Source organism: Cobetia sp. 2AS, assembly GCF_029846355.1.
Classification (GTDB): domain Bacteria; phylum Pseudomonadota; class Gammaproteobacteria; order Pseudomonadales; family Halomonadaceae; genus Cobetia; species Cobetia amphilecti.
Genome location: NZ_JARWKQ010000006.1, coordinates 123301 through 137250 on the forward strand (window position 1 = coordinate 123301; position 13950 = coordinate 137250).

The following is a 13950-nucleotide window of genomic DNA, read 5'->3' on the forward strand; positions in this document are numbered from 1 at the left end:
GCTGACGTCGCCACGGCGGCGTCACAACAGGGGAAGTCATGGACAAGCGTACGACTCACTTCGGTTATCAGGAAGTTGCCGTGGACGAGAAGGCAGGCCGCGTCGCGGACGTCTTCCACAGTGTCGCCGCCAAGTACGACGTGATGAATGACCTGATGTCGTTCGGCATCCACCGTCTGTGGAAGCGCATCACCCTGGAGCGTGCCGGCGCCCGTCCCGGCCAGTCGGTGCTGGACATCGCCGGCGGCACCGGTGACCTGACGCTGAAGTTCTCGCGTCTGGTCGGCCCGAAAGGCCGCGTGGTGCTCGCCGACATCAATGCCTCGATGCTCAACGTCGGCCGCGACAAGCTGCTCGACCGTGGCGTCGGCGGCAACGTCGAATACGTGCAGGCCAATGCCGAGGCCCTGCCCTTCCCGGACAACACCTTCGACATCATCACCATCGCCTTCGGGCTGCGCAACGTCACCGACCAGGCCAAGGCCCTGCGCTCCATGCAGCGCATCCTCAAGCCGGGCGGCCGTCTGCTGGTGCTGGAATTCTCCAAGCCGGTCAATCCGCTGCTCTCCACCGCCTATGACCAGTACAGCTTCCGGCTGCTGCCCAAGATGGGCGAGATGGTCGCCGGCGACGCCGACTCCTACCGCTACCTGGCCGAGTCCATCCGCATGCACCCCGACCAGAAGACGTTGGCCGGCATGATGGAAGAGGCCGGTCTCGAGCGCGTCGAGTACACCAACCTGACGGGCGGCATCGTCGCGTTGCACCGCGGCATCAAGCTCTGAGGCTGTCATGGCATTGCTGACCCCCCTGCTGTTGGCGACCGCTGAGCGGACGCTGAATCAGCTGCTTGCTCGCGACCCGGCCTCGACGTCGCGCCTGAATGCACTGGCAGGCCGACGCCTGCTGGTGCGTGTCGAACGCCCCGCCTTCGACCTGCTGGTGCATTTCGACCTGCAGGGCCTGCACCTGTTGCGCCTGCCCCAGGCCAACGAGAGCGATGGCGATGTGGTGGTGGAGCTCGACATGGAGACCGCCGCCGCCCTGCTGTCCGGTGAGTCCATCGAGCGCCTGATGTTCGAGGGCCGCCTCGCCGTGCGTGGCCGTATCCATCTGCTGGAGAGCGCCCGTGACCTGGTGATGGACCTCGACCTGGACTGGGAAGGTGCACTCAGTGAGTGGTTCGGCGAAGCCCCAGGCCATAGCCTGGCCAGCGGCCTGCGCAGCCTCGGGCGTTTCGGGCTGATCAGCCGCCGTGAGCTGGAGCTGGACCTGCGCGAATACCTCACCGAGGAAGCGCGCTGGCTGCCCGGTCAGGCACAGATGCGTGTCGCCCGCGACGAGCTGACCGAGCTGACCCAGTGTCTGGATCGCACCGAAGCGCGTCTGGCGCGGCTGCGCCGTCATCTCGAGGCCGCCACCTCCCATCAACCTGCCGAGCGGGAGTGCCAGCCGTCGTGAGACTCTATCGCCTGCTGAGCATCCTGTGGGTCATCGCCCGCTACCGCCTCGACGACCTGGTGCCCCCGGGGCGCGTGCCGGCCCTGCTGCGTCCGCTGCTCAAGCTGTCGCCGCTGCGTCTGTTCCCCATCGGCAGACGCACGCGCGGCGAGCGTCTGCGTCTCGCGCTCGAGGCCCTCGGCCCGATCTTCATCAAGTTCGGCCAGATGCTCTCGACGCGCCGCGACCTGCTGCCGCCGGACATCGCCGACGAACTCAAGCGCCTGCAGGATCAGGTGCCGCCGTTCGAGAACCAGGTCGCGCGGGAGCTGGTCGAGCAGGAACTCGAGATGTCGGTCGAGGAAGCCTTCGCCGAATTCGAGGCCCAGCCCCTGGCCTCCGCCTCCATCGCCCAGGTACATGCCGCACGCCTGCACGATGGCTCGGACGTGGTGGTCAAGGTCATCCGGCCGCGCATCGAGGAAGTGATGCGCAAGGATATCGGCCTGCTCTACATGTTCGCGCGCCTGTTGATGAAGGTCTCGCCGGAAGCCCGTCGCCTGCGCCCGGTCGAGGTCGTCGCCGACTACGAGGCGACGCTGTTCGACGAGCTCGACATGCACAAGGAGGCCGCCAACACCTCCCAGCTCAAGCGCAACTTCCTCGACTCGCCGCTGCTCTACGTCCCGGCCATCCACTGGCCACTGACGCGCCGCCGCGTGATGGTGCAGGAGCGCATCCGCGGCATTCCGGTCGCCGATATCGAGGAGCTGACCGCGCAGGGCACCGACCTCAAGAAGCTGGCCGAGCGCGGTGTGGAGATCTTCTTCACCCAGGTATTCCGCGACAACTTCTTCCACGCCGACATGCACCCCGGCAACATCTTCGTCTCGCGCGAGAACCCGCACGACCCGCAGTTCATCGCCATCGACTGCGGCATCGTCGGCAGCCTGACCCGCGAGGACCAGGACTATCTGGCCCGCAACCTGCTGGCCTTCTTCCGCCAGGATTACTACGAGGTCGCGGCGCTGCACATCGAGTCCGGCTGGGTCGGCGAAGGCACGCGCGCCAACGAATTCGCCGCCGCCATCCGCGCCGTCTGCGAGCCGATTCTCGAGAAGCCGCTCAAGGACATCAGCTTCGGCCAGGTCCTGCTGGGGCTGTTCCAGACCGCGCGCCGCTTCAACATGGAAGTCCAGCCGCAGCTGGTGTTGCTGCAGAAGACCCTGCTCAACATCGAGGGCCTCGGCCGCCAGCTGTATCCGGACCTCGACCTGTGGGCCACCGCCCGCCCCTATCTGGAGCGCTGGATGAAGGAGCGCGCCGGTCCCAAGGCGTTCTGGGCCGAGATGGTCAAGCAGGCACCGGAGCTGTCGCATCAGCTGCCGCAGCTGCCGGCGATGGCCTTCCAGGCCATGGAGCGCATCGAGGACGAGCATCGCGCCCGTCAACGCCAGACAGAGGCCATCACCACGCTGCGCGACCGGGTCAATCACGCCTCCAGCACCAGCTGGCGGCTGCGAGCGGGCCTGCTGCTGGTGGCCGGCGCTTTCGGCTGGCAGCCCCTGATGGCCTGGGCGGAGACCCAGCCCGTGGCGGTACTGGTGGGCGCAGGACTGGGAATCGTGTTATTGCTGTGGCGCTAGCCGCAGGCAGACATGATGGCCTGACTGGCCCGGCGCGCAACGACACTTGCCGCCCCATGGGACGCAGTGCAATATGAATGACATATAACACTTGCATCCTGAGTCGCCTGCCCACGCCGTGCCGTTTGCCGTGCAAGGTGTGCCGTCAGCGCAGAACTCGATGACTTAACGCAAGACCCAAGATTTCAGGAATGATGATTCATGAGTGATATTCTCAACCGTCTGTCAGTGGTACTGGCAGAACGGCGCGACGCTGACCCGACCTCCTCCTATGTCGCGAGCCTGCATCACAAGGGCCTCAACAAGGTACTGGAGAAGATTGGCGAAGAGGCGACCGAAACCGTACTGGCCGCCAAGGATTTCGCTCACGACGACGTGGACTCGCAGCGTGCCGTGATCGGTGAGACCGCTGACCTGTGGTTCCATTCACTGGTCATGCTGTCGCACCTGGGGCTGGATCATCAGGAAGTGCTGGATGAGCTGGCACGCCGCTTCGGTGTTTCCGGCCATGATGAAAAGGCCGCTCGCGGCCAGTGAAGGACCCGTATTCTTCCGGCGCAAGTCGGCTTTCCGGCAGCGGTGCCAGCACCCTGCAAGTCTCAAGGCCCAATGACCCGGTGTCAGCGGCCCAAATGGAGAATTTCCCATGTTAGGTGGCATCAGTATCTGGCAGCTTCTCATCGTGCTCGGCATCATCATCCTGATCTTCGGGACCAAGAAGCTGCGCAACGTCGGCTCTGATCTCGGCGGTGCCGTGAAGGGCTTCAAGGGCGCGATGAAGGAAGAAGAGAAGAAGAGCGACGAGCCGACTGCCCAGCAGAAGGTCGCGCATGAGGAAAAGCGTGGCGACACCATCGATGTCGAGGCCGAGAGCCGCGATACCGCTGACAAGCGCTCGTAACCCGCATGTTCGATATCGGCTTTTTTGAACTGGCATTGATCGCGCTGCTGGCGCTGATCGTGCTCGGCCCGGAGCGTCTGCCCCGGGCCGCCCGCACTGCGGGTCTGTGGCTGGGACGCATCAAGCGCAGTGTCTCGGGCATTCAGCAGGAAATCAGTGCCCAGCTGGAAGCCGAGGAACTGCGTCAGACGCTCAACGAGCAGAAGAAGCAGCTCGATGAGACGCTCGCTCATGCGCGCAACGAGGCACGCGATGTCGAGCGCGGCATCACCGAGCCCAGCACGCCCCGCGATGCAGGCGCCTCCGGCGCCGAGACCAGCCCCCGCCCTGCCGAGAATGGTGCGCCGGCCACCGAGCCGAGCACTGCTTCCGACACCCGTGAATCACGAGAGCCACGTTCCTGATGAGTGATCCACATGCCTCACCGTCAGGTGGTCAGGGCGACGCCGCACATGCGCCGCTCATCGAGCACCTGATCGAGCTACGCTCGCGCTTGCTGCGCGCCACCCTGGTGGTGCTGGTGGTTTTCGCCGCGCTGTACGGCTTCTCAAACCAGATCTACCTGTATGTCGCCGAACCGCTGATGGCATTGCTGCCACCGGGTTCGCAGATGATCGCCACCGAAGTGGCCTCGCCCTTCCTGGCACCCTTCAAGCTGACATTGGTGGTGGCGCTGTTCCTGGCGATCCCCGCTGTGCTCTACCAGGCCTGGGCGTTCATCGCGCCGGGCCTCTATGAGAACGAGAAGGCGTTGGCCCTGCCGCTGCTGGCCTCCAGCATCCTGCTGTTCTATGCCGGTGCGGCCTTCGCCTACTACGTGGTGTTCCCGCTGCTGTTCCAGTTCTTCACCACCACGGGCCCCGAGAACGTGGCGATCATGACGGACATCAATCAGTACCTGAATTTTGTCCTCAAGCTGTTCTTCGCCTTCGGGGTGGCCTTCGAGATCCCCATCGCCACCTTCCTGCTGATCTGGACCGGCGCGACCACGGTGGAGGCACTGAGCAAGAAGCGCCCCTATATCGTGATCGCCTGCTTCGTGGTCGGCATGCTGCTGACACCGCCGGACGTGATCTCGCAGTCACTGCTGGCGATTCCGATGTGGCTGCTGTTCGAGGTCGGCATTCTGGCCTCGCGCCTCTTCAAGCGCCGGCGTGCGGCCTCAGACGATGAGGCATCGCAGGAAGCGCCCTGAACGTGGCTGCCAGCAGTTGGGCATCAGAAACAGGGCGCCAGAAACAGTGCCTCAGAATCACAGCATCAAAACAGAAAGCCCCGCCGGTTCACCGGCGGGGCTTTCTGTTTCTGGGGGCTTTGTGTTTCCAGGGAACTTGCTCACACCAGCCACGCGCTATCACGCCAGGCGCACCGGCGTGTCGAGGTCAGTCCTGCTCAGCGGCGCGCGCCTTGTCGTCCTCGATCCAGCTATCGATGCGCTCGACCAGCTTGAAGATGCCCTGGGCCGCTTCGCTGATGCGCTCCGCCAGCAGGTAGGCCGGAGTGGTGACGACACGGTTGGCGGCGTCGACGACGATGTCCGTCACCTCACAGCTCTTGTGCAGGCCGCCCTGGGCACTGATCGCCCCGGAGACACTGGCGTCGTTGCCGATGGTGACCGAGATGCCCTCACCCAGCAGCTTGGGCACCATCACCGGCGCGATGCACATCACGCCGATCGGCTTGCCGGCCGCATGGAAGGGCTGCACCGCGTCCTGCAGGCCCGCGACGAGCTCGAGGTCCTCACCCTTGACGGCAAAGTCACACAGATTCTTGGCGGCACCGAAGCCGCCGGGCAGGATCAGCGCATCGAAGTCGTCCGCTGACAGCTCTCCCAGCGGGCGCACCTTGCCACGTGCCAGACGCGCGGACTCGACCAGCACGTTGCGGGTCTCCTCCATCTCGTCGCCAGTGCCGTGATTGATCACGTGATGCTGCGCGACATCCGGTGCAAAGCTCTCATAGGCAATGCCCAGCTGATCGAGACGCAGCAGCGTCAGGGTAGTTTCATAGATCTCGGAGCCATCAAAGACACCGCAACCGGAAAGGATCAGGGCTACCTGCTTGGTCATGGGTTACTCCATTGACGATGAGCTGTGCGCGGCGATTGCCGGACAGGTCAGAAAAGACTAATACAAGCGCGTGACTGATTCGAATGCCGAGTCTGATTTCATGCCCGGCGTCATGCCCGGCGCGAGACGCTTCAGCGGCACCGAAGCTGCGCGACCGCCACGCGGCAGACAGTGACAGGCGTGCAGGCGGGGCATGTCACTGCGCATCCCCTCAAGACTATGGGCGGCCCTGGCACAACTCAAGTGCTGCTCCTCGTCCACTCGTATGCCATCAAGGCTCTAGCGCCGGAGGCTTGCCGCGGTGTCCGAAGTCGTCTTGCAGCCCCACACACCCGCCCCATACGGGGCGTGCATGAGGCGCGACACCGCGACACATCTCCTGCACCTGTGGCCACAAGTCAACGCTGATATACTCAATTGACCCTGCCACAGGGACGACGGCTCCCGTCACGGGCCACCCACTTGCAGGCCGCAAGCCAGGCCTTCTCGTCGCCCGACAGACGCCTTGTCGTCATGTTCAGCCCCTGCTGGCACCTCACGTGACCGGCCTTGCCCCATGACCGCTGGCATCACTGTAATATTAATGAAATATTATAGACCTAGACTGCCTGCGACCATCACGGGAGCGGACCACCCGACCCGGAGAGCATTTCTTGAGCCAACGTACCCCGCGCCAGTTTCCTGCGACTCGTATGCGCCGTATGCGCAAGGACGACTTCTCTCGCCGCCTGATGCGTGAAAACCAGCTGACGGCCGATGATCTGATCCTGCCGGTCTTCGTTCTCGAAGGCTCCCAGCGTCGTGAAGCCGTGCCCAGCATGCCGGGCGTCGAACGCCTGTCCATCGACCTCATGGTCGAAGAATGCCGCGCCGTCCACGCACTGGGCGTGCCGGCCATCGCGCTCTTCCCGGTGGTCGATGCCGAGGCCAAGACGCTGTATGCCGAAGAATCCTACAACGCCAACGGCCTGGTGCAGCGTTGCGTGCGCGCCTTGAAGGAAGCGCTGCCGGAGCTGGGCGTCATCACGGATGTCGCGCTCGACCCCTACACCGTTCACGGTCAGGACGGCATCCTCGACGAAGACGGCTACGTGCTCAACGACCGCACCGTCGAGACCTTGATCAAGCAGGCGCTGTCACACGCGGAAGCCGGTGCCGATGTCATCGCGCCCTCCGACATGATGGATGGCCGCATCGGCTCCATCCGCGCCATGCTGGAACAGGAAGGCCTGATCAACACGCGCATCATGGCCTACTCGGCCAAGTACGCCTCCAACTACTACGGCCCGTTCCGTGACGCGCTCGGTTCGAGCGGCAATCTGGGCAAGGCCGACAAGCAGACCTACCAGATGGACCCCGCCAACAGCGATGAAGCGCTGCACGAAGTGGCCATGGATATCACCGAAGGTGCGGACATGGTGATGGTCAAGCCGGGCATGCCCTATCTTGATGTGGTAACGCGCGTGAAGCGCGAGCTGGAAGTGCCGACCTTCGCCTATCAGGTCAGCGGTGAGTACGCCATGCACATGGCGGCTTTCCAGAACGGTTGGCTGGATGCCGACAAGGTCATTCTCGAGTCGCTGATGTGCTTCAAGCGTGCGGGTGCCGACGGCATCCTCACCTATTTTGCTCGCCAGGCGGCCGAATTGCTGGCGCAGAAAAACCGCCTTTGACAACCCCGGCCATTGCGGATGCGGCTGACCGGGATCATGGAGTTGATGATGGAACAGACGCCCAAGCAAGACACCGACAACAACACGGCGACCCTGCCGGAAGTCGCTGACAGTCGCGACAAGGATGCTGCCCCCAAGGCAGCATCCACCCCACGGGAAGGCGAGATCGAGCTGGCGGCGGATGAGCCGCCGGCTCAGGAACCGCTGCCCCTGCGCGTCAACCGGACGCGTACCGGTATCCATGCCAAGGCCACCCCCTCCCCCGAGGCTGATCTCGCTGATCCGGCGCTGTACTTCAATCGCGAGCTGTCCAACCTGCAGTTCAACATCCGCGTACTCGAGCAGGCCAAGGATACCTCGCATCCGCTGCTCAACCGCTTGATGTTCCTGCTAATCTTCACGTCCAACATGGACGAGTTCTTCGAGATTCGCGTGGCGGGTCTCAAGCATCAGATCGCCTTCGATCGCACCGACCCCGGCTGTGACGGCATGCTGCCGAGCAAGGTGCTCGATGAGGTCTCCCGCATCACGCATGAGCAGGTCGAACGCCAGTACCGCATGCTCAACGAGGACCTGATCCCCGCGCTGGAAGAGCAGCACATCCGCTTCCGTCGCCGCAATCAGTGGAACGATGCCCAGAAGGCCTGGGTGCGCGATTACTTCGAGGAAGAGATCCAGCCGGTCATCAGCCCGATCGGTCTCGACCCGTCGCACCCGTTCCCGCGCCTGGTCAACAAGAGCCTCAACTTCATCGTCGAGCTGGAAGGCAAGGATGCCTTCGGTCGTGAAGGTGGCCTGGCCATCCTGCCGGCCCCGCGCTCACTGCCGCGCCTGATCCGCATCCCGGATGGCCTTGTCGAGCCGGGGTACACCGAATACGTCTTCCTGTCCTCGATGATCCACGCTCACGCCCAGGAGCTGTTCCCGGGCATGAAGATCAAGGGCTGCTATCAGTTCCGCCTGACCCGCAACGCCGATCTGTCGGTGGATGCCGAGGATGTCTCCGACCTGGCCTCCGCGCTGCGTGGCGAGCTGCTGGCACGCCGCTACGGCGACGGGGTGCGTCTCGAGGTGGCCGACAACTGCCCGGAAGCGCTCTACACCTTCCTGCTCAAGCAGTTCGATCTGGAAACGCGTGACCTCTATCAGGTCAAGGGCCCGGTCAACCTCAACCGCCTGATGGAAGTCATCGGCGACGTCGGCCGCGAGGACCTGCTCTACGCCCCGTTCACTCCGGGCATCCCCAAGGCACTCAAGGGCGACAACAGCCTGTTCGATGCGATCCGTCGCGAGGACATCCTGCTGCATCACCCCTTCCAGTCCTTCTCCCCGGTCGAGAACCTGCTCGCCGAGGCGGCGCGCGACCCGAACGTGCTGGCCATCAAGCAGACCCTCTATCGCACCGGCGCCGACTCCAACATCGTCTCCTCGCTGGTGGAAGCCGCACGCCAGGGCAAGGAGATCACCGTGGTGATCGAGCTGCGGGCGCGCTTCGATGAGGCCGACAACCTGCAGCTGGCCTCACGCCTGCAGGAAGCCGGCGCCATCGTCATCTACGGCGTGATGGCCTACAAGACCCACGCCAAGATGCTGCATATCGTGCGGCGTGAACACGGCGAGCTGCGTCATTACGCGCACCTGGGCACCGGTAACTACCATGCCAAGACGGCGCGCCTGTATACCGATTACAGCCTGCTGACCGCCAACGAGACGCTCTGCGAGGACGTCCACAAGGTCTTCCAGCAGCTGACCGGCATGGGCAAGCAGCGCAATATCGAGAAGCTGCTGCACGCGCCCTTCACGCTGCATGAGCGCATGGTGGAGATGATCGACCGTGAAGCGCGCAACGCCGAGAAAGGCAAGCGCGCCCACATCATCGTCAAATGCAATTCACTGACCGAGCCCAAGCTGATTCGCGCCCTCTACCGCGCCTCGCGGGCTGGCGTGCAGTGTGACCTGATCATCCGCGGCGTCTGCTGTCTGCGCCCGGGCGTGCCGGGGATTTCCGACAACATCCGCGTACGCTCGGTGATCGGTCGCTTCCTCGAGCACACGCGCACCTTCCACTTCCACAATGCCGGTCAGCCGGAAACCTGGTGCTCCAGCGCGGATTACATGGAGCGCAACATGTTCCACCGCGTCGAGACCTGCTTCCCGCTGCTCGACAAGAAGCTGGCCCAGCGTATCCGCAAGGACCTGGACACCTATCTGGTCGACAACTGCCAGAGCTGGCGTCTGGAAAGCGATGGCCACTACACCCAGCTGGATGCCGGCGACGCGGAACCGATCAGCGTGCAGGAAACCCTGCTGTTCGCCTACGCCGCCAAGGCCTGATCGCGCTCGGCAAGGTCAGGACAGAACAAAGCTCATGAACTCTCGGCCCTCACGCTTGCGTGGGGGCCGTTGTCGTTGGCCCTCCCCACCCGCTTGATCGACCAAGCGCCCTCAAGCGAAGCGGGGCCAGGTTCAGGCGCATGAAAAAGCCCCCGTATCATCGATACGGGGGCTTCGCGTTCACACCTGACGCGCGGCGGCTTACATCAGACGCCGATCTGGCCGCCATCTTCGCGCTGGATGACCACGGTCGCGGCGCGGGCACGCACGCTGCCATCGGTCTCGGCGGTAGCGTCATCGCTCTGCGGCCAGTTGGCCGGGTGCTGGATGTTGATGAACATCGCGGTCTTGTCCGGGGTGGTGAAGATCCCGGTGACTTCACAACCGTTCGGGCCCACCGCGAAGCGCTTGAGCTGCGCCTGGTTGTCGGCACCGATTACGGCCGCGTCTCCCTCGGCCTGCTCGAGACCTGCCGGCACGACCGCCAGCAGCTGGTCATTGGTGACCTCGGTGATGCCTTCGTAGCCGTTGTCCGTCTGGATCCACAGGATGCTGTCCTGACCTTCGCGGCCGTCGAAGTAGAGGCCATCGGGACTGGCGAACTCGTTCATCTCGGTCAGGCCGGACAGGTTGTCGGCATCGCTGGCCGCTGCGCCGAACACGAAGATCTCCCAATCGAAGGCCTTGTGATCGCCCGCTTCACGCCAGCGGATGATCTGACCCGCTTCGTTGTTGCCACGCGGATTGGCCGCGTTGGTCGGCGCCGTCTTGTAACCGACACCCGGCTCCTCGATGGCGGTGCCATCGTTGGTGAAGGCGGCATCCGTGCCTTCCTCGGTGCGCTTGGAGTTGTTGGTCAGCGTCATGTAGACCTCACCGGATACCGGGTCCACCGCACCCCACTCCGGACGGTCCATCGGGGTCGCGCCCATCAGGTCAGCCGCATCGGTGGTGTGGATGATGATGCCAGCCAGGTCATCGGCCGCCAGCCCCAGTGCCTCGGCCAGGGTGCGACCATCATTGGTCACGGCGTCCGGCGTCAGCTTGAGCCACGTGCCGGTGCCATCGGCGGAGAACTGGGCGACATACAGCGTGCCCTTGTCCAGGTACTTGTCGCCGATCGCCAGGCGGTCCTTGAAGTCACCGGCGCCACGGGCATCAGCGGCGTCCCACTTGGCGTCCGACACAAACTTGTAGATGTACTCGTTGCGCGAATCGTGACCGGAGTAGAAGACCACCGGCTCACCCTCGACCAGCTTGCCCGGCCAGCAGCCTTCGTGACGGAAGCGGCCCAGCGCGGTGCGCTTGATGGCCTGCTCGCCGGTGTAGGGATCGATCTCGACGATATAGCCGAAGGTCCGCGGTTCGTTGCGGTAATCCTTGTCGGCGCTGTCTGCCGTCGGCGTGTTGTCGAAACGCGCGAACTCGCCATCGACTTCACTGGCATCCCCGGCGGCGGTTTCCCAGCCATAGCGGCCACGCTCGGTCTCGATGCCGATGCGGTTGTCATCGAGCTGACGATCGCTGCGCTTGACGAAGTAACCCGGCCAGTTCTCTTCACAGGTCAGGTAGGTGCCCCACGGGGTGTAGCCGTTGGCGCAGTTGTTGTTGGTACCACGGGTGCGCATGCCATCCGGCGAGAAGGCCGTCTTGACGTAATCGCTGCCCGCCACCGGGCCGCTCAGCTTCATTTCGCTGGCGCTGGTGTAGCGGCGGTTGTAGCGCGAATCGCCCACCACTTCCCACTTGCCGTTGCTGGCCTTCTTGACCTCGACGATGGTCACGCCATGGGCATTGATCTCGGTGCGCACTTCATCGGCCGGACGCTTGCCGGAATCCGCATTGGTCGCGCCACCCTTGGGTGCCCACAGAGCATCCTGATCGATGTATTCGTTGTTCATGACCAGCAGGAAGTTGCTGGAGGCTGTGTCGTCATTCAAGGCGAAGTTGTGCATGCCATCGTGATGCATGCCGACGGTGTTGAGCTGGATCTCCGGCGTCATCGCCAGGTCCTTGCTCCACTTGGGAGCCTTGGCATTGAGCGGCGTGCCCCACGGCGCCAGCACCTGTGCGGTATACCCCTTGGGAACCACGACTGCATCCGTGCGTGAACCCTTGATCGATTCGAAGGCCAGTGCCAGAGCCGTCTTCTCGCCCGCAGCGTTGCTGGCGGCGTTGGCCGTGGTGCTCAGCCCCGCAAGACCGAAACCACCCAGCATGCTGGCAGCCGCCATGCCAAGGCCACCCTGCAGGACACGACGACGCGAGATGTGTCGTTCGATGACGGATGAGAACGTCTCGTTGCTGCTGGGATTAAGCAGGCGATGGTCTTCGATTTCCTTGCTCATGTCGCTTCCCCGTAGTCAGGTTTCGGGTTGTTCTGTTCAGGCATGCCCCTTGAGGGCAAGCCGAAGGCAACAAGAGTGATACGCGAGCCCGATGACAATTCCGTGACGAACGGGCAACAAAGGCAAGAGACGACAGCGCCCAACGGCCTTTCGACCGTTGGGCGCTGGGGACTTCAGGACAAGCCGACAAATTCAGCAAACATCAGGCAAGCGCGACGTCATCCTCCCATCGAGGCGCGAGTCTGGCGTTTGATCTCAGGCCTCGCGCAAGCGCTCGGCGGCCAGGCTCAGCAGGTGCTCGGTGGTTTCCCAGCCAAGGCATGCATCGGTGACGGACACGCCATGACGCAGCTGGGAAAGCTTCTCCGCTGCCGGCAAGGACTGCTTGCCTTCATTGAGGTGACTCTCGAGCATCACGCCGATCAAGGCATCATCCCCCGCCAGGCGCTGAGAGAGCACATCCAGCATCACTTCGCTCTGGCGGCGGTGGTCCTTGCGGGAATTGGCGTGGCTGCAATCGACCATCAGACGCGGCGTCAGGCCAGCGCCTTCCAGCTCACGCCGGCAGGCGGCCACCGAGGCGGCGTCATAGTTGGGCTGGCCATGGCCGCCGCGCAGCACCACATGGGTATGCGGGTTGCCCGCGGTCTCGATCAGCGCCGGACGTCCGCTGTCATCCATGCCGAAATGGCGATGCCCATGCGCCGCCGCCCCGATGGCCTGCACGGCGACCTCGACGCCTCCGTCAGTGCCGTTCTTGAAGCCCACCGCACAGCCGAGGCCGGAGGCCATCTCGCGATGGATCTGCGACTCGGTGGTACGGGCGCCGATGGCCGCCCAGCCGAGCAGGTCTTCCAGGTAGGCGGCGGTCAGCGGCTGCAGCAGCTCCGTCGCCACCGGCAGGCCCAGCAGGTTGATCTCGCGCATCAGCTCGCGTGCCTGACGCAGGCCGGTGGCCATGTCATCGCTGCCATCCAGATGCGGATCATAGGCCAGCCCCTTCCAGCCCACCGTGGTGCGCGGCTTCTCGACATAGACACGCATCACCAGCTTGAGGCGATCACGCACCTGCGGCTCGATCACCGCCAGGCGCTGGGCGTACTCGCGCGCGGCCTTGAGATCATGGATGGAGCACGGCCCGACCACCACCAGCAGACGATCATCGTCGCCGGCGAGAATGGCGTTGATCTCATCACGATGCTGGCGAATCTGGCCGGCCAGGGCGGCGTCCACCGGCAGCTGCTCGCGCAATTCGCTGGCGCTGGGCAGGGCTTCACGACTGATGCGTCCGGGTGTGGTCGGTGTCTGGGCGGCATCAGAGCGGGTCACGGTGGCGTTCTCGGCAGTCAAGGGGTCAACAGTGGCGTCGGCAGTGTGCGGGTTGGCGGTCAACACGCGTTCAAGGCTGGCGTTCATGGCTTTCTCTCCTGTGATGAAGCCTCGGCTCCATCACGCAATATTCATTCTGACAGACAGGGACTTCGCGAATCGTCACCCCGGTGTTGCTCGCCCTGCCCCGCGGTGACAGCGGAAAGAGGC

General features: G+C 64.0%; 12 protein-coding genes. 9 read left to right on the forward strand and 3 right to left on the reverse strand.

The genetic code is table 11. From position 1 onward, the window contains the following. The first annotated feature begins 38 nt into the window (after positions 1-38). The 7 genes from ubiE (at position 39) to tatC (ending at position 5182) form a co-directional block, all read left to right on the forward strand. Entirely contained in the window at positions 39-785 is a 747-nt protein-coding gene (gene ubiE, locus QD356_RS15350) for a bifunctional demethylmenaquinone methyltransferase/2-methoxy-6-polyprenyl-1,4-benzoquinol methylase UbiE (protein WP_043332974.1), read from the forward strand. 7 nt (positions 786-792) lie between these two features. After that, a complete protein-coding gene (locus QD356_RS15355) occupies positions 793-1461 on the forward strand; it encodes an SCP2 sterol-binding domain-containing protein (protein ID WP_131432768.1) in 669 nt (222 codons plus the stop codon). Next, positions 1458-3086: a ubiquinone biosynthesis regulatory protein kinase UbiB gene (gene ubiB, locus QD356_RS15360; protein WP_054556513.1), complete on the forward strand. Its 1629-nt coding sequence runs from the start codon at positions 1458-1460 to the stop codon at positions 3084-3086. The genes QD356_RS15355 and ubiB overlap by 4 nt, the downstream gene beginning before the upstream one ends. 201 nt (positions 3087-3287) lie before the next feature. Next, positions 3288-3623, forward strand: a complete 336-nt coding sequence (locus QD356_RS15365) for a phosphoribosyl-ATP diphosphatase (protein WP_043332980.1) — start codon at positions 3288-3290, stop codon at positions 3621-3623. A 109-nt stretch (positions 3624-3732) separates the two neighbouring features. Beyond that, the gene (tatA, locus tag QD356_RS15370; protein WP_043332981.1) at positions 3733-3987 is read left to right on the forward strand and encodes a Sec-independent protein translocase subunit TatA; all 255 of its coding nucleotides are present in this window, start codon (positions 3733-3735) and stop codon (positions 3985-3987) included. A 5-nt stretch (positions 3988-3992) separates the two neighbouring features. After that, the gene (gene tatB / locus QD356_RS15375) at positions 3993-4391 is read left to right on the forward strand and encodes a Sec-independent protein translocase protein TatB (RefSeq protein WP_192839159.1); all 399 of its coding nucleotides are present in this window, start codon (positions 3993-3995) and stop codon (positions 4389-4391) included. Further along, a complete protein-coding gene (gene tatC / locus QD356_RS15380) occupies positions 4391-5182 on the forward strand; it encodes a twin-arginine translocase subunit TatC (RefSeq protein WP_043332983.1) in 792 nt (263 codons plus the stop codon). The genes tatB and tatC overlap by 1 nt, the downstream gene beginning before the upstream one ends. A 187-nt stretch (positions 5183-5369) precedes the next feature. On the opposite strand, the gene elbB is transcribed toward tatC, so the two are convergent. Then, positions 5370-6056, reverse strand: coding sequence for an isoprenoid biosynthesis glyoxalase ElbB (gene elbB / locus QD356_RS15385; protein ID WP_192839160.1), 687 nt, complete (start codon positions 6054-6056; stop codon positions 5370-5372). Positions 6057-6709: 653 nt separating this feature from the next. On the opposite strand from elbB, the gene hemB reads away from it, so the two are divergent. Next, positions 6710-7729 carry a porphobilinogen synthase gene (hemB, locus tag QD356_RS15390; protein ID WP_153636598.1) on the forward strand — a complete coding sequence of 340 codons (1020 nt, stop codon included), beginning with the start codon at positions 6710-6712 and terminating at the stop codon, positions 7727-7729. A gap of 48 nt (positions 7730-7777) precedes the next feature. Beyond that, positions 7778-10063 carry a polyphosphate kinase 1 gene (ppk1, locus tag QD356_RS15395; protein WP_225996628.1) on the forward strand — a complete coding sequence of 762 codons (2286 nt, stop codon included), beginning with the start codon at positions 7778-7780 and terminating at the stop codon, positions 10061-10063. A 206-nt stretch (positions 10064-10269) separates the two neighbouring features. Here the strand turns inward: ppk1 and QD356_RS15400 are convergent, their stop codons facing one another. Both QD356_RS15400 and QD356_RS15405 read right to left on the reverse strand, forming a co-directional pair. Further along, a complete protein-coding gene (locus tag QD356_RS15400; RefSeq protein WP_192839161.1) occupies positions 10270-12411 on the reverse strand; it encodes a PhoX family phosphatase in 2142 nt (713 codons plus the stop codon). Positions 12412-12666: 255 nt separating this feature from the next. Beyond that, on the reverse strand, positions 12667-13827 hold the full coding sequence (locus QD356_RS15405; RefSeq protein ID WP_192839162.1) for a 3-deoxy-7-phosphoheptulonate synthase: 1161 nt from the start codon (positions 13825-13827) through the stop codon (positions 12667-12669). Positions 13828-13950: the final 123 nt, after the last annotated feature.